This is a genomic window from Pseudomonas sp. Rh2, assembly GCF_040762985.1.
GTDB classification, from domain to species: domain Bacteria; phylum Pseudomonadota; class Gammaproteobacteria; order Pseudomonadales; family Pseudomonadaceae; genus Aquipseudomonas; species Aquipseudomonas taiwanensis.
In genome coordinates this window covers 1,702,330-1,725,675 of record NZ_CP142890.1, presented here as the reverse complement: position 1 = coordinate 1,725,675, position 23,346 = coordinate 1,702,330, and the positions used below count along the sequence as shown (strand labels likewise).

The following is a 23,346-nucleotide window of genomic DNA, read 5'->3' as shown; positions in this document are numbered from 1 at the left end:
TGTTCGTCGATGAAACAGCTAGACTCTTGGTCTTCACTCTTTGGTCTGACCGGCCTATCCGTTAACATAGCCGGCTTTTCAACGCGGGAGTTCAGGCAGTATGGCGCAGCAGTATCAACCGGGGCAACGCTGGATCAGTGACAGCGAAGCCGAGCTCGGCCTGGGTACCATCCTGGCGCAGGATGGCCGCCTGTTGACCGTGCTCTACCCGGCCACTGGCGACACACGTCAGTATTCCCTGCGCAATGCGCCGCTGACCCGTGTGCGCTTCTCGCCCGGTGACCAAATCACACACTTCGAAGGTTGGAAGCTGACCGTACGCGAAGTCGAGGATGCCGATGGCCTGATGGTCTACCACGGCCTGGATGGCAACAATCAGCCGCGCACCCTGCCGGAAACCCAGCTGTCGAACTTCATTCAGTTCCGTCTGGCCAGTGACCGCCTGTTCGCCGGCCAGATCGACCCACTGTCGTGGTTCTCCCTGCGCTACAACACCCTGCAGCACACCAGCAAGCAGATGCTGTCCTCGCTATGGGGCCTGGGCGGATGCCGTGCGCAACCCATCGCCCACCAGCTGCATATTGCCCGCGAAGTGGCAGACCGTAGCGCGCCTCGTGTTCTGCTGGCCGACGAAGTCGGCCTGGGCAAGACCATCGAGGCTGGCCTGGTGATCCATCGCCAGTTGCTGTCCGGGCGTGCCAGCCGAGTGCTGATCCTGGTCCCGGAAAACCTTCAGCACCAGTGGCTGGTGGAAATGCGTCGGCGCTTCAACCTGCAAGTCGCCCTGTTCGATGCCGAACGCTTCATCGAAAGCGATGCCAGCAACCCATTCGAAGATGCCCAGCTGGCGCTGGTCGCGCTGGAATGGCTGGTGGACGACGAAAAGGCCCAGGATGCCCTGTTCGCTGCCGGTTGGGACCTGATGGTGGTCGACGAAGCGCACCACCTGGTGTGGCACGAAGACCAGGTCAGCGCCGAATACGGCCTGGTGGAACAGCTCGCCCAGGTGATCCCGGGCGTGCTGTTGCTCACCGCGACGCCTGAACAGCTCGGTCAGGACAGCCACTTCGCCCGCCTGCGCCTGCTGGACCCGAACCGCTTCCACGACCTGGCCGCCTTTCGCGCCGAAAGCGAGCACTATCGCCCGGTTGCCGAGGCTGTCCAGGAGCTGCTTGACGAAGGTCGCCTGTCACCCAAGGCCCACGCCACCATCCTCAACTTCCTCGGTGCCGAGGGCGAAGCCCTGCTGGCAGCCGTGAGCGATGGCGACACCGAGGCCAGCGCGCGCCTGATCCGTGAGCTGCTGGACCGTCACGGTACCGGCCGCGTGCTGTTCCGTAACACCCGGGCGGCGATCCAGGGCTTTCCCGAGCGCCAATTGCACCCTTACCCGCTGGCCAATCCGGAGCAGTACCGCGATTTGCCCGCTGGCGAGCACGCGGAGCTTTACCCGGAAGTGGCCTTCCAGGCCCAGGGCGAGGTCAGCGATGACGAACGCTGGTGGCGTTTCGACCCACGGGTCGACTGGCTGATCGACACCCTGAAGATGCTCAAACGCACCAAGGTGCTGGTGATTTGCGCCCACGCCGAGACTGCCATGGACCTGGAAGACGCCCTGCGCGTGCGCTCCGGCATTCCAGCCACGGTGTTCCATGAAGGCCTGAGTATCCTCGAGCGCGACCGCGCCGCGGCCTACTTCGCCGACGAGGAGTTCGGCGCCCAGGTGCTGATCTGCTCCGAAATCGGCAGTGAGGGCCGCAACTTCCAGTTCGCCCATCACCTGGTGATGTTCGACCTGCCGGCCCACCCGGACCTGCTCGAACAGCGGATCGGCCGCCTCGACCGAATCGGTCAGAAACACACCATCGAGCTGCACATTCCCTACCTGCAGGACAGCCCGCAGGAGCGTCTGTTCCAGTGGTACCACCAGGGCCTCAACGCCTTCCTCAACACCTGCCCAACCGGCAACGCCCTGCAACACCAGTTTGGCCCACGCCTGCTGCCGATGCTCGAAGGTGGCGACGCCAAGGCATGGGATGGGCTGGTGGCCGAAGCCCGCGCCGAGCGCGAGCGTCTTGAAGCCGAACTGCACAGCGGCCGTGACCGCTTGCTGGAACTCAACTCCGGCGGTGCTGGCGAAGGCCAGGCGCTGGTCGAGGCGATTCTCGAGCAGGACGACCAGTTCGCCCTGCCTATCTATATGGAAACCCTGTTCGACGCCTTCGGTATCGACAGCGAAGACCACTCCGAGAACGCGCTGATCCTCAAGCCAAGCGAGAAGATGCTCGATGCCAGCTTCCCGCTCGGAGACGACGAAGGCGTGACCATCACCTACGACCGCACCCAGGCGCTGTCGCGCGAAGACATGCAGTTCCTGACCTGGGAACATCCGATGGTGCAAGGCGGCATGGACCTGGTGCTGTCCGGCTCGATGGGCAATACCGCCGTAGCCCTGATCAAGAACAAGGCGCTCAAGCCCGGCACGGTGCTGCTGGAATTGCTGTTCGTGAGCGAAGTGGTGGCACCGCGCAGCCTGCAGTTGGGCCGCTACCTGCCACCTGCTGCACTGCGCTGCCTGCTGGACGCCAACGGTAATGACCTGGCGGCGCGCGTCGCCTTCGAAACCCTCAACGACCAACTCGAAAGCGTACCTCGCGCCAGCGCCAACAAGTTCGTCCAGGCCCAGCGCGACGTGCTGGCCAAACGGATCAGCGGTGGCGAAGCCAAGGTCATGCCGACCCACATCGAGCGCGTGGCCGAGGCCCAGCGCCGACTGGCCGCCGAGGCGGATGAAGAGCTGGCGCGTCTGACCGCGCTCAAGGCCGTCAATCCAAGCGTGCGTGACAGCGAAATCGACGCCCTGCGCAAGCAGCGTGAAGAAGGCTTGGCAATGCTGGATAAGGCAGCCTTGCGACTGGAGGCGATTCGAGTGCTGGTCGCAGGCTGATTATCCGCCGGCTCTGTGGGAGCCTCTTGCTGTCGAGACGGGCCGCGCTCCGCTGCGCGGGAAGCCTGGGGGGCCGCGATGCGGCCCTATCGCGACGCAAGACCGCTCCCACAGCGATCCGCTACCACATGGGTAAGTCCCGCAAGTTTTCGTTCGCGAGGTCGTTATATCCCTCCGCTATCAGCCCGATGCCGAAATCATTGCTTTCAAAGTGCCATTAGTCATGAAGGCCTGAATAGCTGTTCCTATACTTTCGTCTGGTCAGTCTCCACCCCGCATTTTGGAGACGAGTGAAAACTCGACGAAGAGGCATGCTATGGAATGGCTGGGACTGCAATTGTTCTCCGAGCTTCCTATCAACGGGCAGATTGTCATTGACTGCCGGCATGAGCCGCTACTGATCCTGCTCGCTTATGCCGTGGCCTGTGCCGGGTGTTTCGCCACCCTGGACATGGCAGAACGCCAATGTCACTGCGAAAATGCCAAAGCCCAACGACAATGGCGGGCACTTGGCGCCTTCTGCCTGGCTGGCGGTATCTGGGCCATGCACTTCATCAGCATGCTCGCCTTCCAGGCACCGCTGGAAGTCCACTATGACGTCTCTCTTACCGGCCTTTCGCTCTTGATTGCATTGGTGGTTGCCTGGCTGGCGATGTACAGCCTCAACCGTGTACAAATGCTTGCGCACAACTATTTGCAAAGCGCCCTGCTCATTGGCGCGGGCATCATCCTCATGCACTTCGTCGGCATGGCTGCGCTGCAGACCGGCGCCCAGCAGTATTACCGTACCGACCTGTTGCTGGCCTGTACCGCCATCGCCTTTCTCACCAGCCTCACCGCCCTGCTGCTGGCGCGGTACTTCCGCAACGGTAGCGGCACTTGGCATTTGGCCATGAAATACGGCGCCAGCCTGGTCATGGCGGGCGGTATCGTCGCCACGCATTTCACCGCCATGGCCGCGATGACCTTGGTCATACCAGCCGACACGGCCTTGAGCTTGCCTTCGGGTGATAACAGCCTGCAACTGGGCCTGACCATCGCCGTGATCACCCTGCTGATCAGTGGCAGCAGCATCAGCGCCGCGCTGGCCGACAAGAAGCTGCAACGTCAGGAACACGACCTGCGCCGCTACAGCGTCCTGCTCAACCAGCTCGATCAGGCCCGCGCCTCCCTGCAGCAAGCCGCTCACTACGATGCCTTGACCAATCTGGTCAACCGCCGAGGTTTCAACGAAGTGTTCGCCGAACGCCTGGCCGAGCATCAGGACCGCCAGAGTCGCCTGGCGGTGATGTTCCTCGACATCGACCATTTCAAGCGCATCAATGACAGCCTTGGTCACGATGCGGGCGATGAGCTACTGAAGGTCATCGCCGACCATATCAAGGCCGCCACCCGCAGTCAGGACCTGGTGGCACGGCTGGGGGGCGACGAGTTCTGCGTGGTCACCAGCCTGAACAACCCCGATGAGGCTCGCCACCTGGCCCAACGCATCATGCAACGCATGAAAGACCCCATCGACCTGGGCGGCCGGCGCATGGTGATGACCACCAGTATTGGCATCAGCATATTCCCGGAAGATGGCCAAACCGCTGAAGAACTGCTCAAGCATGCCGACCTGGCCCTTTATCAATCCAAAGGCTGCGGACGCAATAGCCTGCACTTCTTCAACAGCGGACTGAAGAACCGGGCGACCCTTGAACTGCAACTGGAAGAGGAACTGCGCATCGCCCTGCTCGAGGAGTGCGGACTGTGCGTGCATTACCAGCCCATCTTCGACCTGCGCACGGGCCAGGTGGCCAAACTCGAAGCGCTGGTACGCTGGCAACACCCGCAACACGGCCTGCTAAGCCCCGATCGTTTCATCGGCATCGCCGAAGCCAACGGGCTGATCGTCGACCTTGACCTGTGGGTGCTGCACCACGCCTGCAAGGACCTGGCCCAGCTCAACCGCCACGGCTACACCAGCCTGAAGGTTACGGTGAACTGTTCGGCCGTGACCCTAGGCCGCGAAGAGCTGGCCAATGAGGTAGAAATGGCCTTGCTGGAAGCTGGGCTTGCGCCGCGCCAACTGGAACTCGAGGTGACCGAAAATGCCCTGATGGGTGATGTCCAGCGCACTGCAGGGCTTTTCAAGCGTATCCGCGCCCAGGGCGTTGCCCTGTCGATCGATGACTTCGGCACCGGCTATTCGTCGCTGGCTTACCTCAAGCGCTTGCCGCTGGATGTGCTGAAGATCGACCGCAGTTTTCTCCAGGACGTGCCCGGCAACCAGAAGGACCGGGAAATCGTCCAGGCGATCATCGTCATGGCCCACACCCTCCACCTGCAGGTGGTCTGCGAGGGTGTCGAGACCATCGAACAACACGAATTCCTCGCCACCCACGGCTGCGACTACCTGCAAGGGTACCTGCTGAGCCGACCAGTGCCGCTGGCGGACCTGCGGCCGATCCTGGAGCGGCTCGACCGCCAGGAAAGCCGCCTCACTCCTTGTTACGATACAGTTCTACCAGGGTCGCCGGATCTTTTTGCAGATTCCCTTGGCTACCGTGCAAGCGCATCAGTTGCGCGGCGAGGGCGGTAACGGGTGTTGCCGAGCCCTGCTCGCGGGAAAACTTGACGGCGCCATCGAGGTCCTTGAGCAGCGTGCGCACATGCCACTTGATCGGTTCGAAGCGGCTTTCGGCCATTTGCGGCGCCAGGATCTGCAGGGGCTTGGAGTCGGCGAAGCCCCCTGCCAGCGCTTCGGCGATCAAGGTCGCGTCAACCCCTGACCGCTCCGCCAGGGCCACCACTTCGGCAATCACCAAGGCATTGCACGCCACGATCATCTGATTGCAGGCCTTGGTCACCTGCCCCGCTCCCACTGCCCCCATGTGCGTGACTCGCTGGCCCAGGGTCAGCAGAATGGGTCGAGCGCGCTCAAGATCACTCGGCTCCCCGCCGACCATGATCGCCAGGGTCCCCGCTTCCGCGCCAGGCGTCCCCCCCGATACCGGCGCATCCAGCCAGGCCATGCCACACAGGGCGGCCACTTCAGCAGCCATTTCGCGAGTGGCCGTCGGTTCAAGACTGGAGAAGTCGATCAGCAATTGCCCGCTGCGCCCTCCGTGAACGACGCCTTGCTCGCCGAACACCACTTCACGCACCACTGCCGTATCGGCCAGGCAAAGCAGCACCATGTCGCTGCCACGGCTCAGTTCTGCTGGGCTATGTGCCAGCTTCGCCCCGGCGGCAACCAGCTCGGCACACTTCTCCGGGCTGCGATTCCACACGGTCAGGGGGTAACCCGCAGCCAGCAGGCGCCGGCACATTGGCAGTCCCATCAGGCCAATTCCGGCGAATCCCAGCGAAGGCAGTGCAGTACTCATGAACGACTCCTGGCAGAAGATTAAAGAAGCATGACAATCGGACGATGCAGTGCCGGAGCGATAGAAAAAATCCTTAGAAGCTGTAAGGCAAACCCCTATCGCATCCGAAAAAGGCGCACTGCTACAGTCGCCGAAACCCTGGTGATGGCTAGATGACATGCCCACCCAGGGGCCCACCACCTCAGGTAAATGGCGCACTATGACTTCTACGAACACTTCTGCCAATGCGGTCCCCGAGTCGACGACACACTCCACTTCGCTGACCGCCAGCGGTGCTCGAGAAGCTCTGCCAGTGCGCAGCGCGCCAGCACAGCAGTACCTGTACTTCACCGAGCAGGATATTCAGCGCATCCTCGACAACCTCGACGGCCTGCGCGACCTGGTGTTCCCGCAGAACCTGCACATCGAAGACGAAAGCCAGCTGCGCCTGGAACAGCAGTTTCCCTCGGTCTGCCTGATCGGCCTGGGCCGCTGCGGCTCGAACATTGCTCTTGATGTTGCCGAACTGGTGTACAACGCCCGCACCTTCTTCCTCAACGAATTCAACAACGAGGACCGTAACAAGGGCGAATCGGGCTACAGCCCGGCGCGCTGGATTCGTCAGAACCTGCGCCTGGTGCAAAACAAAGGCGCGAAACCCGTGTTTCTGGTCGAACCGCTGGTGATGCTGGGCGACCTGGACAAAGACATCGCCGGGCGCATTCGTTTCTCGCGCAAGGGCGAGCGTGGCGAGTTCCTGCGCGACTACAGCAAGATGAAGATCATGGACCTGTCCGAGGTCCACGCAGGGGGGGCCGGTAATGCCCCAATCCTCGGCCAGTACCTGGCCAAGATCATCCTCAACAAGGACACCCAGCGCTTTTCCAGCGCCGACTGGAAACTGATCCACTCGTACCTGATCGACTCCTGCGGCATCAAGGCCAACCAGTCGCGCCTGTACTTCTACATCTTCAGCGCTGGCGGCGGTACCGGCTCAGGCATGGCCTCGGAGTTCGGCCTGGCCCAGCAGTATTCGTACATGAACAAGACCTTCGACACCAAGCAGGCGGACGAGAACGACGGCAAGAGCGGACACTCGTTCGTCTTCGAGCCGATCTTCACCAGCGGCATCTGCGTGCTGCCAAACATTTCGGACCACCGCAGCGAAATGTCCGAAGCGCTGCACATCAACGCCGGCCGGCTGCTGTGCAAATACCTGTCCGAAGAATGGGACTTCTCGTACAACTTCGACAACGAGGACAGCAGCGAAGCCAGCGTCATGGGCCGCATTCGCCCCTGGAACGCAATGATGCTGATCTCGAACGACATCATGCGCTACGCCGAAGAAAGCGACGACGGCACGATCCACAACATCGACGTCAACGCCATGGAGAAGCACGCCAACCAGTACATCTCCCAGCAAATCTTCAACATCCTCACGGCCCAGGCGGTCACTACCGACTACGACCAGAACTACTTCCGTCGCGCCGGCATCGACATCGGCGAAACCATCCGCCTGGACGCCAACGACCTGTTCATGAGCCTGGCCGGCCCAGTGGCCATTGCCTACGCAGAATCGGTGGTGCCGGAAATTCCGGTCCAGGGTTCGGACAAGTTCAAGGTCTTCGAGCGCGAAACGCCGCGCCTGGACATCGACGACCTGTTCTTCCGCTCGATCGACCTGCCGCACTTCAACAAGCAGACCCAGGCAATCGAAGGCATCAGCCTGTTGCCGATCGAGTCGCGTCGCTACCGGGCAGCCTTGGAGCAATACCAGGCTTCGGGCTACGACGCCGCGGCCCTGCACGACCTGCACTTCTTCAAGAACTGCTCGTCGGTGGTGTCGATCGTGTCGCTGCCCAAGGACTACAAGCTGTCGTACATGGACCTGAATCGGCTCAAGACCCACCTCAACAGCCTGTTCCCCAACACCACGCTCAAGCGTTATGCGCTGGTCATCGGCGCCTCGGCCAACCTGTCGCTGACCACACTGATCGCCAAGAGCCCGTGCCTGTCGGATGACTTCCTGACCCTGATCGTGGCGTTCATCAAACGCTGCTTCGCCCGCACGCCGTACCGTTTCGACGACACCCTGGACAACGCCATCCTGGAGTTCATCACCAGCGAGCACTTCGATGAAGACCGCATCGACGACCTACTGAACGAGTTCGAGAACCCGGCGAAGATCCTCGATACCAACTGGTATGCGATCAAGCCGATGTACGAGAAGAAATACCGGGAATTGATCAACGACAAGAGCCGGTTCGTGTCGATCAATGACATTAGGCTGTCGCGCGAATGCGTGAAGAAGGCGGTGAAGTACCTGCGCGAGATCTTCCGCCACCGCATCGGCAAGACCCGGGTGATCTCGCTCAACAGCCACACCGGCCGGGTCGATTACTGACATCGGTCGTGCTGGCTCCTACAGCACCCGGTAGGAGCCGGCTGGTCGGCGGCGGGACATTACGCATCCCGTAAACTGTTACCGCCCCGCCGAATCAACACGACACTGTTACCAACTTCCACCTTACGTGAGCGTCAATGCGCACCGTTGTGACACGGCTGCGCATTTTCACGCACCAAAAAAGCGCATAGCTACTCAGCCTGCTTGACCTGGATGACGATGAACGGCGAAACCACTACCGCCCAGATCTCTGGATCGCGGCTTTGCAGGTCCATCGCCTGCTCTGCGGTGACTGGCCCCACAGTGCCATCACTACGCCACTTGGCGAAGATCTCGCTGCGATTCTCGGCCATCGCTTCGGCAACGGCGATCAGGTCCAGGGAGGGATCGACCCAAATCAGGTCACCCTTGGCCCAAAAACGCTCCAAGGCTTTCCACTCGATGGTCGCGGTCTCGCCGAGCAATTTGGCATAGAGGGTGCTTGTTTGATCAGTCATGGGTTTGTACACGCATCAATCGGCCAATAAAAAAGGCCGCTATTTTTGCAGAAAAACCCGGTTTCAAATACGTAATTTGGTCGATTGGCCCCGAAGTTGTGGGGTGGGGCCAGGGATAAAGGCAAAGTGATGGCGCTTTTCTATATCTTTCTGTCGATCAAGCGACAACCCCTGAGACAGGCGCAATTCGCCCGCTTTTCAAGCGCTCGAACGGCGCTCTACACTGTACCGGTACAGTTCCGGGACATGTTCCGGGGGAAGGTGGGCATGCAGTATGGCGTGGCCATACCGCAAATCCCGCCCGGTCTGTAGCCCTGGCCGCCAGGACTATAAGAATTACAACAGAATGAGTGGAGCACTATGATCAAGATTTCCAAGCTGTTCGCCGCAATGGTTCTGGCCGGGGTTGCCAGCCATTCGTTTGCCGCCGATACCATCAAGATCGGTATCGCTGGCCCCAAGACCGGTCCGGTCACTCAGTACGGCGATATGCAGTTCATCGGCGCCAAACAAGCCATCAAAGACATCAACGCCAAGGGTGGCGTGGATGGCAAGATGCTCGAAGCCAAGGAATACGACGACGCGTGCGACCCTAAACAGGCCGTTGCGGTCGCCAACAAAGTGGTCAACGACGGCGTCAAGTTCGTCATCGGCCACCTGTGCTCCAGCTCCACCCAGCCTGCGTCCGACATCTACGAAGACGAAGGCGTGATCATGATCACCCCGGCCGCCACTTCGCCGGAAATCACCGCCCGTGGCTACAAGCTGATCTTCCGCACCATCGGTCTGGACAGTGCCCAGGGCCCGGCTGCCGGCAACTACATCGCCGACCACGTCAAGCCAAAAGTGGTTGCGGTACTGCACGACAAGCAGCAGTACGGTGAAGGCATCGCCACCGCGGTCAAGCAGACGCTGGAGAAGAAAGGCACCAAGGTTGCCGTCTTCGAAGGCCTGAACGCCGGTGACAAGGACTTCTCCTCGATCATCCAGAAGCTCAAGCAGAACAACGTCGACTTCGTCTACTACGGCGGCTACCACCCAGAGCTCGGCCTGATCCTGCGTCAAGCCCAGGAAAAAGGCCTGAAAGCCAAGTTCATGGGTCCAGAGGGCGTGGGTAATGACTCGATCTCGCAGATCGCCCAGAACGCCTCCGAAGGCCTGCTGGTCACCCTGCCGAAATCGTTCGATGCCGACCCGGCGAACAAGGCCATCGTCGACGCTATCAAGGCCGACGGCAAAGACCCAAGCGGCCCGTTCGTGTTCCCGGCCTACTCGGCCGTCGAGCTGATCGCCGAAGGCATCAAGGCGGCCAAGTCCGAAGACACCGACAAGGTGGCTGCTGCCATCCACAACGGCACCTTCAAGACCCCGACCGGCGACCTGTCGTTCGACGAGAAAGGCGACCTGAAAGACTTCAAATTCGTGGTCTACGAATGGCACTTCGGCAAGCCGAAGACCGAAGTCTCCCCTCAGTAACTGCGTGACTAATAGCTGACCGTAGAAGCCCACTGTGCGAGCAGTGGGCTTTGTTTTACGAGGTTCATGGGCCTGATTGCCGCGATCCGGCAGCGGGTTCACCTGAAAATCTTAAAACCGTCACCCGCGGTTTCCTGGCTGTCACCCGGCCGGCGAAATGCAAATCAGGTTTTTAGGAGCGCTGTAATGCCTGAGATCTACCATTTCTTCCAACAACTGGTTAATGGATTGACCATCGGCAGCACCTATGCCTTGATCGCCATCGGTTACACGATGGTGTACGGCATCATTGGCATGATCAACTTCGCCCACGGCGAGGTGTACATGATCGGTTCCTACGTGGCCTTCATCGCGCTTGCGGGTCTGGCCATGATGGGTATCCACTCCCTGCCGATCCTGATGACCGTCGCCTTCGTCGCGACGATCTTCGTCACCAGTGCCTATGGCTACAGCATCGAACGGGTCGCCTACCGCCCGCTGCGGAACAGCAACCGTCTGATCCCGCTGATTTCTGCCATCGGCATGTCGATTTTCCTGCAGAACACTGTCTTGCTCTCGCAGGACTCCAAGGACAAATCCATCCCTAACCTGATCCCAGGAAGCTTCTCCTTCGGGCCAGGCGGTGCGGAAGAAGTCCTGGTGTCCTACATGCAGATCCTGGTGTTCGTGGTCACCCTGGTGGCCATGACCTGCCTGACCCTGTTCATCTCCCGCTCCCGCCTGGGCCGCGCCTGCCGCGCCTGCGCCGAGGACATCAAGATGGCCAACCTGCTGGGCATCAACACCAACAACATCATTGCCCTGACCTTCGTCATCGGCGCCGCACTGGCGGCGGTGGCGGCCGTGCTGCTGAGCATGCAGTACGGGGTTATCAACCCCAACGCCGGCTTCCTGGTGGGCTTGAAGGCCTTCACCGCGGCGGTACTGGGTGGCATCGGCAGCATTCCGGGCGCCATGCTCGGCGGGCTGGTGCTGGGCGTGGCCGAAGCGTTCGGCGCCGACATCTTCGGCGACCAGTACAAGGACGTGGTTGCATTCGGCCTTTTGGTTCTTGTCCTGCTGTTCCGGCCGACCGGCATCCTGGGCCGTCCGGAGGTTGAAAAAGTATGAACAGAAATCTCAAACAGGCGTTCTTCAGCGCCTTGCTGGTATGGGCCGTGGCCTTCCCGGTGCTTGGCCTGAAACTGAGCATCGACGGCATCAGCCTGGTGGTGCACAGCCAAGGCTCGTTCACCATCGGCATCATCGCTGTGTGTTCGGTGCTGATGTTCCTGCGCGTGCTGTTCGACAAGCAGTGGAATGCTGTGATGGGCCGTCGCTCGGATCGCGCCTTGATCCCGCCAGCGGTCAGCAACTACCTGACCCTGCCCAAGACCCAGCGCTACGTGATCATGGGCCTGATCGTCGCCGCCTTGGTGTGGCCGTTCTTCGGCTCGCGCGGCGCGGTCGACATTGCCACGCTGATCCTGATCTACGTGTTGCTGGGCCTGGGCCTGAACATCGTGGTCGGTCTGGCAGGCCTGCTCGACCTGGGCTACGTGGGCTTCTATGCGGTTGGCGCATACAGCTATGCCATGCTCTCGCACTACCTGGGCTGGAGCTTCTGGGTGTGCCTGCCGATCGCCGGCCTGATGGCCGCCACCTTCGGCTTCCTGCTCGGCTTCCCGGTGCTGCGCCTGCGCGGCGACTACCTGGCGATCGTGACCCTGGGCTTCGGCGAGATCATCCGTCTGTTCCTGCGTAACCTCACCGACTGGACCGGCGGCCCGAATGGCATCAGCAACATCCCCAAGCCGGAGTTCTTCGGCCTGACCTTCGAACGTCGTGCCGCCGAAGGAATGCAGACCTTCCACGAGTTCTTCGGGCTGGAATACAACTCGATCAACAAGGTCATCTTCCTGTACCTGGTGGCCCTGCTGCTGGCCCTGCTGGCGCTGTTCGTCATCAACCGCTTGCTGCGCATGCCGATCGGTCGTGCCTGGGAAGCGCTGCGTGAAGACGAGATCGCTTGCCGTGCCCTGGGTCTGAACCCGACCGTGATCAAGCTCTCGGCCTTTACCTTGGGCGCCTGCTTCGCAGGTTTCGCCGGCAGTTTCTTCGCCGCGCGCCAAGGCCTGGTGACGCCTGAGTCGTTCACCTTCATCGAATCGGCGATCATCCTCGCCATCGTCGTGCTCGGCGGCATGGGCTCGCAACTGGGCGTGATCCTCGCGGCCATCGTGATGATCCTGCTGCCCGAGCTGATGCGAGAGTTCAGCGAATACCGGATGCTGATGTTCGGTGCGCTGATGGTGTTGATGATGATCTGGCGTCCGCAAGGCTTGCTGCCTATGCAACGTCCACATATGGAGCTGCGTCGATGAGCCGCGAAATTCTGCAAGTCAGCGGCCTGAGCATGCGCTTCGGCGGCTTGTTGGCGGTCAACGGCGTGGGCCTGACCGTCAAGGAAAAACAGGTGGTGGCGCTGATCGGCCCGAACGGCGCCGGCAAGACCACCGTGTTCAACTGCCTGACCGGTTTCTATAAGCCAAGTGGCGGCACCATCCTGCTCGATGGACAGCCGATCCAAGGCCTGGCCGGCCACCAGATCGCCCGCAAGGGCGTGGTGCGAACCTTCCAGAACGTGCGTCTGTTCAAGGAAATGACCGCCCTGGAAAACCTGCTGATCGCCCAGCACCGCCACCTCAACACCAACTTCTTCGCCGGCCTGTTCAAGACCCCGAGCTTCCGCCGCAGCGAAAAAGAGGCCATGGAGCGCGCCCAGTACTGGCTGGAAAAGGTCAACCTGACCGAATTCGCCAACCGTACCGCCGGAACCCTCGCCTACGGCCAGCAGCGTCGCCTGGAAATCGCCCGCTGCATGATGACCCAACCCCGGATCATCATGCTCGACGAACCCGCGGCCGGTCTGAACCCAAAGGAAACCGAGGACCTGAAGGCGTTGATCGCCTACCTGCGGGAATCGCACAACGTCACCGTGTTGCTGATCGAGCATGACATGAAGCTGGTGATGAGCATCTCCGACCATATCGTGGTGATCAACCAGGGCACGCCCCTGGCGCACGGTACGCCGGAGGAGATCCGCGATAACCCTGACGTGATCAAAGCCTACCTGGGGGAAGCGTAAATGCTGAAGTTCGAAAACGTTTCCACCTTCTACGGCAAGATCCAGGCGCTGCACAGCGTCAACGTGGAAATCAACCAAGGCGAGATCGTCACCCTGATCGGTGCCAACGGCGCCGGCAAGTCGACGTTGCTGATGACCCTGTGCGGTTCGCCCCAGGCCCACAGCGGCAGCATCAAGTACCTGGGTGAAGAGCTGGTCGGGCAGCCCTCCTCGCACATCATGCGCAAGAGCATCGCCGTGGTCCCTGAAGGCCGCCGCGTGTTCGCCCGCCTGACCGTCGAGGAAAACCTGGCCATGGGCGGTTTCTTCACCAACAAGGGCGATTATCAGGAGCAATTGGACAAGGTCTTGCAATTGTTCCCTCGCCTGAAGGAGCGCTACATCCAGCGTGGCGGCACCATGTCCGGCGGTGAGCAGCAGATGCTGGCCATCGGCCGCGCACTGATGAGCAAGCCCAAGTTGCTGCTGCTCGACGAACCGTCGCTGGGCCTGGCACCGATCATCATCCAACAGATCTTCGACATCATCGAGCAGTTGCGCCGTGACGGCGTGACGGTGTTCCTGGTGGAGCAGAACGCCAACCAGGCGCTGAAGATTGCTGACCGAGCCTACGTCCTGGAAAACGGTCGGGTCGTGATGCAAGGGACCGGCGAAGCGCTGTTGACCGACCCTAAGGTACGTGACGCGTACCTTGGAGGCTGATCGACGTCCGCTTCGGGAAAGGGCCTTCGGGCCCTTTTTTCTGTCTAATAGGATGAGTCCGCCATGGCATGCCTTGCGCCGGCAAGCCGGCTGCTAAAGCGCTAGCGCGATCGCACAGCCCCCTTGTGCACATCCCTTGGCCTGAGTACCGTGGCCAGCTCTTGATGCAAGATTCCCGGAGCCAGCCCCATGCGCATAACCCCCACCCTGCTGCTTGCCAGCCTGCTGCCTTTGTTCGCCGGCTGCCAGCTCATGGCCCATCAACCAAGCGACCCGAACATCGGTACCACGCGCATGCAGGGCGAGCTGAGCGCCGGTGGCGGCCAGTTGTTCTTCAAGCCTTGCGGTGAGAGCCGTCGCTTCGTGATCAGCGACGTCGGCGGTACCGGTATCCTGCAGGAAGCCGCCAACCTGGCCGACGATGCCAACGACAAACTCTTCGCCGATGTGCGTGGCCGCCTGACCGGCAGCAAGCAGGCGAACAACGACGGCCAACTCGAAGTACGCCGACTGTACCGCCTGGAAGGTTCCACCCGCGCCTGCGAAGACCCCAACTTCAAGCAACTGACCCTGCGTGCCAGCGGCCACGAGCCGGGCTGGGACATCAAAGCCAGCGGCAAGGGCATGGTGCTCAACCGTGTCGGCCAGGACCCACTGCCACTGCCTTTCCTTGAAGAGGAAGTGCCCGGCGGCGGCCTGACCCTGACCAGCGAAGCCAACGGCAAGCACGTCGAGTTGTGGGTTGCCCCACAGCGCTGCGTCGATACGGCCACCGGCGCCGTGCAGCACTTGCGCGCCGAATTGCACATCGACGGCCAGACCCTCAAAGGCTGCGGCTACTATGGCGGTGCACGGGACAACTGATCGCCGGGCACTTTTATCCTGCCAGTCAGGGCGGCTAACAGCTTATACTTGGCGGTTTGTGTAAAGCCGCCGGCCGCCATGGCCGGGATACTGGACCCTGCCATGCTACGAATCACCGAACTTAAGCTGCCCCTGGACCACCCCGACGAAGCCCTGCGCGAGGCCATCGTCCAGCGCCTGGGCATCGAGGACGAGCAACTGCTCGGTTTCACCCTGTTCAAACGCAGCTACGATGCGCGCAAGAAGAACAGCGAAATGCTGTTCATCTACACCATCGACCTGGAAACCAGCAACGAAGCCGAACTGCTCAGCAAGTTCGCCGACGACCACAACATCGGCGTAGCCCCCGACGTTACCTACAAGTTCGTCGGCCAGGCCCCGACCGGCCTCCAGGAGCGCCCCATCGTGGTCGGTTTCGGCCCGTGCGGTATCTTTGCCGGCCTGCTGCTGGCGCAGATGGGCTTCAAGCCGATCATCCTCGAACGCGGCAAGGAAGTACGTCAGCGTACCAAGGACACCTGGGGCCTGTGGCGCAAAAGCGTGCTCAACCCAGAGTCCAATGTGCAGTTCGGCGAAGGCGGCGCCGGCACCTTCTCCGACGGCAAGCTGTACAGCCAGATCAAGGACCCGAACCACCACGGCCGCAAGGTGCTGGAAGAGTTCGTCAAGGCTGGCGCACCGGAAGAGATCCTCTACATCAACAAGCCACACATCGGTACCTTCCGCCTGACCGGCATGGTCGAGCAGATGCGCCAGGACATGATCGCCCTGGGTGCCGAGGTGCGTTTCCAGCAGAAAGTCACCGACCTGCTGATCGAGGATGGCCAACTGACAGGTGTGGTGCTGGAAAACGGCGAACAGCTGCACTCACGGCATGTGGTGCTGGCACTGGGACACAGTGCCCGCGACACCTTCCGGATGCTGCACGCCAAGGGCGTGTACATGGAAGCCAAGCCATTCTCCATTGGTTTCCGCATCGAGCACCCGCAGACGCTGATCGACAAAGCGCGGCTGGGCAAGTACGCCGGCCACCCGAAACTGGGCGCAGCCGACTACAAGCTGGTGCACCACGCCAAGAACGGTCGCTCGGTCTACAGCTTCTGCATGTGCCCGGGCGGCACCGTGGTTGCCGCGACCAGCGAACCGGGACGTGTGGTCACCAACGGCATGAGCCAGTACTCGCGTAACGAGCGCAACGCCAACTCCGGCATTGTCGTCGGCATTGACCCGGAGCGCGACTATCCGGGCGGCCCGCTGGCGGGTATCGAGTTGCAAGAACGCCTGGAAGCCCATGCCTACGTGATGGGCGGCAGCAATTACCAGGCCCCGGCACAGCTGGTGGGCGACTTCGTTGCAGGGCGTCCTTCCACTGCGCTGGGCAGCGTCGAGCCATCCTACAAGCCGGGTGTCACCCTCGGCGATCTGGCCCCTAGCCTGCCAGACTTCGCCATCGAGGCCATCCGCGAAGCCCTGCCCGCGTTCGACCGCCAGATCAAGGGGTACAACCTGCACGATGCAGTGCTGACCGGTATCGAGACCCGCACCTCGTCGCCATTGCGCATCACGCGTGGCGCGGATTACCAGAGCCTGAACCTAAAGGGGCTGTTCCCGGCAGGCGAAGGTGCCGGCTACGCGGGGGGCATCCTGTCGGCGGGTGTCGATGGCATTCGCATCGCCGAGGCAGTGGCCCGGGATATGCTCGGCCTGTAAGAGCCGGCTTGCCGGCGATAGCGCTAGCGCCGCCCAACAAAAAACCCCGAACCGGCCATGCCCGTTCGGGGTTTTTCGTGTCGCGTCTACGATCAGTGGGTGACGCGGCTGGTACCGTCGACGGTCATGATGCGCACGCGATCACCGACGCGGAAGATTTCGTTCTGTTGCACGGCCTGGACATAAGCACGCATGCTGCCGTCGTCCTCGCGTACGGTGATTTCCACACCTTGGGTACGGGTGAGGCCTTCTTCAGCGGCCGAACCTGCCAAACCACCAGCGACCGCACCGATGACGGCAGCGACGATGCTGCCACGGCCACCACCAACGGCACTACCGGCGACACCACCGACGATGGCGCCAGCGCCGCCGCCGATCGGGGTCTTGGTGCCTTCGATTTTCACCGGACGCAGGGATTCGATGGTACCCATGCGCACGGTCTGCACGCGACGGGCTTCATCACGGGAATAGCTGTCGCCTGTCAGGCTCGAGGCACAGCCACCGAGCAACAGCGACATGGTGGTGAAGGTCGCCACCAGCAAAACAGATTTACGCATGGGTACAGTCTCCATAAGTCAGGTGTCCATTAGACGCTGTGCCTTGACGGCTGTCACGATACATAGGTAACAAAATTGCTTTTATTCAGCTCTGGTACAGCCACAACCGGCTGTTTTGCAGGCTTTTGAAGTCAGACCAAGGATAGCCATGGATTACTTCATCGTCGTTGTAACCACGCTCGCGGGGCTGTACTTCCACGGCTGGCTGTATGTACGCATGCACCGCTGGATGGACCGGGACCTGGCGTTGGCACTGGCGGGAACGGACCCAAAAAAGCGTGAATTCATGCTGCGGAGCCTCGAACGGGCCCAGGCGCAGAAGCTCAAGGGCAAGGCGTTGGCGGCCTGGTTGGCGCGCGAGGCGCAAGAATATCGAGGGAACTGACTGGCATCGTCGCCGGCAAGCCAGCCCCCACACGATCTGCAGGGTACATGCAGGAGCAGCCTCGTGACGCGAAAGGGCCGTGCAGCGGCCCCTACGCTATCAGGGAGCCAGGCGCTCGCGCAGCCACTGGCCATCGACCAGACGGTAGTTCAGGCGATCGTGCAACCGGCTCGCACGGCCCTGCCAGAATTCAATGCGCTCCGGCAACAGGCGATACCCCCCCCAGTGCTCCGGGCAATGTGGCTGGGTGTCGGAGAACCGTGCCTCGGTCGCCTTGACCAGGCCCTCCAACTCTTCACGCCCGGCAATCACCCGACTCTGCGGGGAAGCCCACGCTCCCAGGCGGCTGCCCAGCGGACGCACTTGGAAGTAGTCGTCCGACTCCTTGGCCGTGACCTTCTCGACCCGACCTTCGATGCGCACCTGACGCTCCAGCGCCGGCCAGAAGAACGTCATGGCGGCGAAGGGATTGGCCAGCAGTTGCTGGCCCTTGGCGCTGTCGTAGTTGGTGAAGAAGGTGAAACCGCGCTCATCGAGGCCCTTGAGCAGCAAAACGCGGCAATGAGGCCGCCCCTCGCCATCGACGGTGGCCAGAGTCAGGGCATTGGCCTCCACTGGCGGCTGCTCGGTCTTCACCGCGTCGGCAAACCACTGGTGGAACAGGGCGAACGGCTCAGCCGGTGCCTGGGCTTCGGCCAGGCCATCACGGGTGTAGTCGCGACGCATATCGGCCAGGGATTGGGTCATGGCTGCGTTTCCTTGACGATCAGTTGGTCTTCGCAGGGCTGTTGGCGGCGACTTTCTTGTCGACCGTGGTTTTCTTGGCGACGGGCTTGGCCGGCGCGGCTTTCTTCTTGGCAGTAGCCTTGGCGGGTGCCTTTGCAGGTGCCTTGGCCTTGGCCGCCGGCTTTTTCGCCGCGGTCTTGGCAGCAGGTTTGGTGTCAGTGGCCTTGGCAGCGGCTGGCTTGGCGTCCTGCACAGCGACCAGGGACGCCGGGCTCTGTGCCGGGGCGGCTTGCTGGTACTTGGCCAACAGCGCAACCATGGTGTTCTGTGGCGTCAGCAGCATTTCCACACGGCGGTTGAGGGCGCGGCCTTCGGCACTGTCGTTGGCGGCGCGCGGCATGACCGACCCCATGCCCTTGAGGGTCAGGCGGTCACGCTGCAGGCCGCTGAGGCGGAAGATCGCCGACACCGAGGCAGCGCGCTCCAGGCTGAGCTTCTGGTTGGCAGCGGCTGCACCACTGTTGTCGGCATGACCCAGTACCAGCACGGCCGACTTGGTATCGCCCTCGACCGTCTTGGCCACCCGGGTGATAGGGCCCAAGGTGATTGGCAGCAACATGTTAGGTCGGTCAGGGTTGTAGGAACCATCCACCGGAATGGTCACAGCCAGCACATCCTCACGGCGCTCCAGTTCCAGCTTGCTACCCTTGATCGCTTCACGCACCTTCGGCTCGTACTCGTCCAGCCAGGCCTGGGTAGCCTTCTGATCGATCTTCGGTACGGCGGACGCCTTGGCTTGCTTGTCGTCACCACCGAATGGCCACCACCAGCGGCTGGCACTTTCGGACTTGGCGTCGGCCTTGGCCACTTTATCGGTGACGGCTGCCTTCACTTCCTGCTCGGCCACCTTGTCCGAACCGAAGGGCCACCAGCTATGGCCACTGTCCTTCGAGGCGTCCTGGGAATGGCTGGCACAGCCCGTGACAGCGGTCAGGCACAGGGCGAGTGCTAAGGTTTTATGTGAAGACATCAGCGATACACCATGAAATTAAAAGAAATTTTGCTCACGCGTTTCAGGCGTTGGCATTCAGGATAGTCAAAGGGACCGTGCAATACCCGCACAACCCGATCAAAGGCAACTGCCGAGCACCCTGACCAACTTCTGCGCACGGGGGTCCATCAGCACGTATGGACCCAGGGTATTGACCACGAAACCGAACGCAACGTCATGTTCCGGGTCGGCAAATCCGACGGAACCGCCGGCTCCCGGGTGCCCAAAAGCACGCGCCCCGAGCCCGAAGGTGGCATTGGCAACGTCGGGCTGGTCGAGCATGCAGCCAAGGCCGAACCGCGTCTGGGTCAACAGGGTGCGATCCTGGCCGAAACTGTGTTCGCGGGTCAGCTCATCGAGCAGTTCGGATTCGAGCAGGCTGCCGTCCAGCAGGCCGGCATAGAAACCCGCCAGGCTCCGTGCATTGCCATGGCCATTGGCCGCAGGCTGCTGCATGCGCCGCCATTCGGGCTTGTTGGTGCTGGTGAGGATCGCAGGCGGGTTGGTGAATGCGCGGGTGCTCAGCGCTTCTGGTTCACGCAGGGTGACCTGCAGCAAGCGTTGGGCGGCGGCGTCACCGGCGTTGCCTTTGCCACGGGCAATATGCGCCACGCGATGAAACTCTTCGTCGGCCAGGCCGACATGGAAATCAAGCCCCAGCGGCCGGGCGGTGCGGGCAACGATCGACTCGCCTGGACCACGGCCGTCGGCCCGACGAATGAGCTCGCCGATCAGCCAACCAAAGGTAATGGCGGCGTAACCATGCTCGGTGCCCGGTGTCCACCAGGGTGCCTCTGCTGCCAGGGCATCCACCATGGTTTGCCAGTCGTACAGGGCCTCGGCAGGCAGCAGCTCGCGGATGGCCGGCAAACCAGCACGGTGGCTGAGCAACTGACGCAGGGTGACGGATTCCTTGCCCGCCTGGGCGAATTCAGGCCAATAACGGCAAACCGGAGCATCCAGGGCAAGCTTGCCCTCCCCCACCAACTGCAATGCGGTGACCGCGGTGAAGGTCTTGGTGCAGGAGAACAGGTTGGCAATGGTGTCGCTATGCCAGGCCTGCTGGCCGTCCTTGTCGGCGCTGCCCGCCCACAGGTCGACCACGGTTTCCCCGCCCACCTGGATGCACAGGGCAGCGCCGCGCTCCTGGGGATCATCGAACAACGCGGCGAATGCTTCCCGCACTGCCTCGAACTTCAGCTCATAGTGACCCTGGATCTGCACCCGCCTGTTCTCCGTACGACCTTGCTGTCAAAGGCGTGCATTGTTTCAGTAGTTGGAGGTTTTGCAAACTGGCTATGGCCCGGTGGTCGCCGATACAGGCTTCTCCAGCCCGCTGCGAAACTGCCCAAGAACCTGCCAATTGCTCTGGCGCACCGACTCGACGAACGACAAATAAGGCACGTCGGTGATCGCGACCAGCCCCAGATGCCCGTTCTCGCCATCGAGCAGTCGACCACTGGCCGGCTGGTCGAGGTACTGGAACCAATGCGCACCGACGATCATCGGTTGTGCCATCGCCGCCTTGAGGAAGGTGCCATAGGCCGGTCCACGGTCCTCTTCACGCGCCACTTCCACCGGCCCCGGCCAGAAGGGGCCGCGGTCGCGGGAGCCGAACTGGAACTCAGATACCAACACAGGCTTGTCCAATTCGGCCAGGCGGGCGAAGTCATAGCCATCTTCAGGCTTGAGGGTATAGAAGTTGAAGCTCAGCACATCGCAGAACTCGACGCATGCCTTGACTGCCTCTGGCGTGCTCACGGCATAGCGCCCGCCCAGCAGCAGGTGATTGGGCGCGTGCCATTTCAAGGCATCGGAAATGGTCTTGAAGTAGGTATCGGCGAATACCTGCTGGAAGTGCTGGTAATCGCGCTCGATTTCAGGGTACTCAGGGCTGGGCAATGGCGCCTCGAAACCTGGGTCTTCCATCAGCTCCCAGGCTTGCAAGTCAATGCCCCAGGCCTTTGACAGCCCTTCCTGGTTGCGGTACTTGTCCCGCAATTGCTTGAGGAAAGCACGCTTGGCCGGCACGTCGGTGGTCAGCCGCAGGGTACCGTAGGCCAGACCGTAACGGGCTTTGGGATCGTCTCCCGGGGCAGCCCAGGCGAGCTCGTTATCGGCGAAATAGCCAATCAGCCAAGGGTCGTCACGATGGTCTCGGGCGGCAATGGCCACGGCGCGCTCGGTGGCCATGGCAAAGCGCGGGTCGAAGGGGTCGGGCATGCGCCCCCACCAGTCCATGCCGGTACTGATGCTGGCGTAGTCGCCGATGATCGACAGCGGCAGGGTGTAAGGCATGCGCTTGACCTGGGCCAGCGCAGGGTCGCTCCAGTTGCCCAGCGTGTTGAAACCCCAGGCCTGCAACCGGTCCAGCGTATGGGCCTGCCAGCGCGCGGCATCCAGCACTGGCTGCGGGCAGCCCACCGGGGGCTGGTCGGCTGCACCGGCACCGCACGGCTGGCCGTAGGTGCGCTGCAGGTTGGCGGCATAGAAGTCGAACCAGCGCCCCTTCTTGAAGCCGCGACCTTGCGACGAGGCATTGCCATCGTCATTGTTCCCTTCGCCATAAAAAGCCGCCAGGGGCTCGCCCTCGGCCGGTAATGCCTTGAACATGGTTTCGCGCCCCGCGACATAGGTGCGCCCGCCATCGGCAGCCACCGTATTGACGCCCAGCGAGAAGAACGGGTGGCCATCGGGAGTCACCAGGTACCAGCGTCCGGCTCGTTTCTCGGTGCGGAAGAACCCCTTGGCTTCGAAGGCCGGACCGGCCAGCAAACCGCCGTAGTTGTCCAATGGCTGCTTCTGGCGCTCGGCCAGCCACCCTTTGAGCTGCTGCCGCTCCCGCTGATCGGCCACCTTGAGCTGTTCGTCATCGACGATTTTCTCCGGCCAGCGAGCCCGGGTGGATTGGCCATACGCATCGATCAGCTCGCGATAAGCGGCCTGGTACGCCTTGTCGTCATCCTGCAGGCCGACTTTCTCGATCAGCAAGTTCTGCGCAACCTTGGGGCCGGGAATGCTCAGGCTGACCGACACCACCTGCTTGAGGTCGACTTCCCCGGCACTGCTGGCCAGCAGCAGACGCTGCCCTTCATGGGTCCAAGGCATTGGCGGGCCGGCACGCATGCCCTGGTTCAGGGGCGAGCTCGCCTTCAGCGGCATCATGACGGTCTGCGCCGGCCCGGCAGGCAGGTCGATACGGCTGGTCAACGTGCGGCCATCAGCGCCCTGTACGGTGACATCCACGGTCAGCGCCCAGTCCATTGCGCTTTGCAGGCGCAGGGTCAGGAACCGACCGGCGGACCAGTCCCAGACACCGCTTTGTGGGCTCAGGCGCAGCGTCGGGCGCGCCACCGGGTTGAACACCACCCGCCGCAAGACTTCGCCTTCGGCCGTTTGCTCCGCGTTGTACTGGGGCATGCTGGCATCGTCGGTCACCACGTTGACCACCGAGGCCGGGCGCACGAAGCTGAAAAGCGTCTGTTGTCCGGCCAGCAGCGGCGTGCTGAACAACAGGGTGAGAATGGCGGGCAGGGTGTGGCGGATCATAGGG

At 62.0% G+C, this 23,346-nt stretch carries 18 protein-coding genes; 11 read left to right on the top strand and 7 right to left on the bottom strand.

Annotation, left to right across the window (positions count from 1 at the left end):
- Nucleotides 1-100: 100 nt before the first annotated feature.
- Nucleotides 101-2,947, top strand: a complete 2,847-nt coding sequence (gene rapA, locus VXM67_RS07785) for an RNA polymerase-associated protein RapA (protein WP_023379087.1) — start codon at nt 101-103, stop codon at nt 2,945-2,947.
- A gap of 316 nt (nt 2,948-3,263) precedes the next feature.
- A complete protein-coding gene (locus tag VXM67_RS07780) occupies nt 3,264-5,528 on the top strand; it encodes an EAL domain-containing protein (RefSeq protein ID WP_027907488.1) in 2,265 nt (754 codons plus the stop codon).
- On the opposite strand, the gene VXM67_RS07775 is transcribed toward VXM67_RS07780, so the two are convergent.
- Entirely contained in the window at nt 5,428-6,315 is an 888-nt protein-coding gene (locus VXM67_RS07775; protein ID WP_023379085.1) for an NAD(P)-dependent oxidoreductase, read from the bottom strand. The genes VXM67_RS07780 and VXM67_RS07775 overlap by 101 nt on opposite strands.
- A 199-nt stretch (nt 6,316-6,514) precedes the next feature.
- Here VXM67_RS07775 and VXM67_RS07770 point away from each other — a divergent pair, with 199 nt between their 5' ends.
- Complete coding sequence (locus VXM67_RS07770; RefSeq protein WP_027907487.1) at nt 6,515-8,698, top strand: hypothetical protein; 2,184 nt, start codon at nt 6,515-6,517, stop codon at nt 8,696-8,698.
- Between the two features lie 191 nt (nt 8,699-8,889).
- Here VXM67_RS07770 and VXM67_RS07765 read toward each other — a convergent pair whose 3' ends face one another.
- On the bottom strand, nt 8,890-9,195 hold the full coding sequence (locus tag VXM67_RS07765; protein WP_023379083.1) for a DUF2288 domain-containing protein: 306 nt from the start codon (nt 9,193-9,195) through the stop codon (nt 8,890-8,892).
- Between the two features lie 360 nt (nt 9,196-9,555).
- Between VXM67_RS07765 and VXM67_RS07760 the strand changes: the two genes are divergently transcribed.
- The 7 genes from VXM67_RS07760 to VXM67_RS07730 all read left to right on the top strand — a co-directional run bounded on the left by VXM67_RS07760 (nt 9,556) and on the right by VXM67_RS07730 (nt 17,074).
- The gene (locus VXM67_RS07760) at nt 9,556-10,671 is read left to right on the top strand and encodes a branched-chain amino acid ABC transporter substrate-binding protein (RefSeq protein ID WP_023379081.1); all 1,116 of its coding nucleotides are present in this window, start codon (nt 9,556-9,558) and stop codon (nt 10,669-10,671) included.
- Nucleotides 10,672-10,857: 186 nt separating this feature from the next.
- Nucleotides 10,858-11,781: a high-affinity branched-chain amino acid ABC transporter permease LivH gene (gene livH, locus VXM67_RS07755; RefSeq protein WP_023379080.1), complete on the top strand. Its 924-nt coding sequence runs from the start codon at nt 10,858-10,860 to the stop codon at nt 11,779-11,781.
- Nucleotides 11,778-13,034, top strand: coding sequence for a high-affinity branched-chain amino acid ABC transporter permease LivM (locus tag VXM67_RS07750; protein WP_023379079.1), 1,257 nt, complete (start codon nt 11,778-11,780; stop codon nt 13,032-13,034). Before livH ends, VXM67_RS07750 begins: the two co-directional genes overlap by 4 nt.
- Nucleotides 13,031-13,798, top strand: coding sequence for a high-affinity branched-chain amino acid ABC transporter ATP-binding protein LivG (livG, locus tag VXM67_RS07745; protein WP_013973920.1), 768 nt, complete (start codon nt 13,031-13,033; stop codon nt 13,796-13,798). Before VXM67_RS07750 ends, livG begins: the two co-directional genes overlap by 4 nt.
- Complete coding sequence (locus VXM67_RS07740; RefSeq protein ID WP_023379078.1) at nt 13,799-14,500, top strand: ABC transporter ATP-binding protein; 702 nt, start codon at nt 13,799-13,801, stop codon at nt 14,498-14,500. It begins immediately after the preceding gene.
- A 189-nt stretch (nt 14,501-14,689) separates the two neighbouring features.
- Nucleotides 14,690-15,364: a COG3650 family protein gene (locus tag VXM67_RS07735; RefSeq protein ID WP_023379077.1), complete on the top strand. Its 675-nt coding sequence runs from the start codon at nt 14,690-14,692 to the stop codon at nt 15,362-15,364.
- A 102-nt stretch (nt 15,365-15,466) separates the two neighbouring features.
- Nucleotides 15,467-17,074, top strand: a complete 1,608-nt coding sequence (locus tag VXM67_RS07730; protein ID WP_023379075.1) for an NAD(P)/FAD-dependent oxidoreductase — start codon at nt 15,467-15,469, stop codon at nt 17,072-17,074.
- Nucleotides 17,075-17,166: 92 nt separating this feature from the next.
- Here VXM67_RS07730 and VXM67_RS07725 read toward each other — a convergent pair whose 3' ends face one another.
- Nucleotides 17,167-17,631, bottom strand: coding sequence for a glycine zipper 2TM domain-containing protein (locus tag VXM67_RS07725; RefSeq protein WP_023379073.1), 465 nt, complete (start codon nt 17,629-17,631; stop codon nt 17,167-17,169).
- Nucleotides 17,632-17,779: 148 nt separating this feature from the next.
- On the opposite strand from VXM67_RS07725, the gene VXM67_RS07720 reads away from it, so the two are divergent.
- Nucleotides 17,780-18,016, top strand: a complete 237-nt coding sequence (locus VXM67_RS07720; protein ID WP_023379072.1) for a hypothetical protein — start codon at nt 17,780-17,782, stop codon at nt 18,014-18,016.
- A gap of 99 nt (nt 18,017-18,115) precedes the next feature.
- On the opposite strand, the gene pdxH is transcribed toward VXM67_RS07720, so the two are convergent.
- The 4 genes from pdxH to VXM67_RS07700 all read right to left on the bottom strand — a co-directional run bounded on the left by pdxH (nt 18,116) and on the right by VXM67_RS07700 (nt 23,342).
- Nucleotides 18,116-18,763 carry a pyridoxamine 5'-phosphate oxidase gene (pdxH, locus tag VXM67_RS07715; protein ID WP_023379070.1) on the bottom strand — a complete coding sequence of 216 codons (648 nt, stop codon included), beginning with the start codon at nt 18,761-18,763 and terminating at the stop codon, nt 18,116-18,118.
- 19 nt (nt 18,764-18,782) lie between these two features.
- Nucleotides 18,783-19,772: an OmpA family protein gene (locus tag VXM67_RS07710; protein ID WP_023379069.1), complete on the bottom strand. Its 990-nt coding sequence runs from the start codon at nt 19,770-19,772 to the stop codon at nt 18,783-18,785.
- Nucleotides 19,773-19,871: 99 nt separating this feature from the next.
- Complete coding sequence (locus VXM67_RS07705; RefSeq protein WP_023379067.1) at nt 19,872-21,017, bottom strand: EstA family serine hydrolase; 1,146 nt, start codon at nt 21,015-21,017, stop codon at nt 19,872-19,874.
- 72 nt (nt 21,018-21,089) lie between these two features.
- Nucleotides 21,090-23,342 (bottom strand): beta-galactosidase, encoded by a 2,253-nt coding sequence (locus VXM67_RS07700; RefSeq protein ID WP_027907485.1) that lies wholly within the window; start codon nt 23,340-23,342, stop codon nt 21,090-21,092.
- Nucleotides 23,343-23,346 lie beyond the last annotated feature (4 nt).

What these genes read in the sequence shown, in the direction of transcription:
- VXM67_RS07765 (WP_023379083.1), bottom strand. Translation starts at nt 9,195, where the DNA reads ATGACTGATCAAACAAGCACCCTCTATGCCAAATTGCTCGGCGAGACC.
- livG (WP_013973920.1), top strand. Translation starts at nt 13,031, where the DNA reads ATGAGCCGCGAAATTCTGCAAGTCAGCGGCCTGAGCATGCGCTTCGGC.
- VXM67_RS07730 (WP_023379075.1), top strand. Translation starts at nt 15,467, where the DNA reads ATGCTACGAATCACCGAACTTAAGCTGCCCCTGGACCACCCCGACGAA.
- VXM67_RS07710 (WP_023379069.1), bottom strand. Translation starts at nt 19,772, where the DNA reads ATGTCTTCACATAAAACCTTAGCACTCGCCCTGTGCCTGACCGCTGTC.
- pdxH (WP_023379070.1), bottom strand. Translation starts at nt 18,763, where the DNA reads ATGACCCAATCCCTGGCCGATATGCGTCGCGACTACACCCGTGATGGC.
- VXM67_RS07760 (WP_023379081.1), top strand. Translation starts at nt 9,556, where the DNA reads ATGATCAAGATTTCCAAGCTGTTCGCCGCAATGGTTCTGGCCGGGGTT.
- rapA (WP_023379087.1), top strand. Translation starts at nt 101, where the DNA reads ATGGCGCAGCAGTATCAACCGGGGCAACGCTGGATCAGTGACAGCGAA.
- VXM67_RS07750 (WP_023379079.1), top strand. Translation starts at nt 11,778, where the DNA reads ATGAACAGAAATCTCAAACAGGCGTTCTTCAGCGCCTTGCTGGTATGG.
- VXM67_RS07725 (WP_023379073.1), bottom strand. Translation starts at nt 17,631, where the DNA reads ATGCGTAAATCTGTTTTGCTGGTGGCGACCTTCACCACCATGTCGCTG.
- VXM67_RS07770 (WP_027907487.1), top strand. Translation starts at nt 6,515, where the DNA reads ATGACTTCTACGAACACTTCTGCCAATGCGGTCCCCGAGTCGACGACA.
- VXM67_RS07740 (WP_023379078.1), top strand. Translation starts at nt 13,799, where the DNA reads ATGCTGAAGTTCGAAAACGTTTCCACCTTCTACGGCAAGATCCAGGCG.
- VXM67_RS07720 (WP_023379072.1), top strand. Translation starts at nt 17,780, where the DNA reads ATGGATTACTTCATCGTCGTTGTAACCACGCTCGCGGGGCTGTACTTC.
- livH (WP_023379080.1), top strand. Translation starts at nt 10,858, where the DNA reads ATGCCTGAGATCTACCATTTCTTCCAACAACTGGTTAATGGATTGACC.
- VXM67_RS07775 (WP_023379085.1), bottom strand. Translation starts at nt 6,315, where the DNA reads ATGAGTACTGCACTGCCTTCGCTGGGATTCGCCGGAATTGGCCTGATG.
- VXM67_RS07700 (WP_027907485.1), bottom strand. Translation starts at nt 23,342, where the DNA reads ATGATCCGCCACACCCTGCCCGCCATTCTCACCCTGTTGTTCAGCACG.
- VXM67_RS07735 (WP_023379077.1), top strand. Translation starts at nt 14,690, where the DNA reads ATGCGCATAACCCCCACCCTGCTGCTTGCCAGCCTGCTGCCTTTGTTC.
- VXM67_RS07780 (WP_027907488.1), top strand. Translation starts at nt 3,264, where the DNA reads ATGGAATGGCTGGGACTGCAATTGTTCTCCGAGCTTCCTATCAACGGG.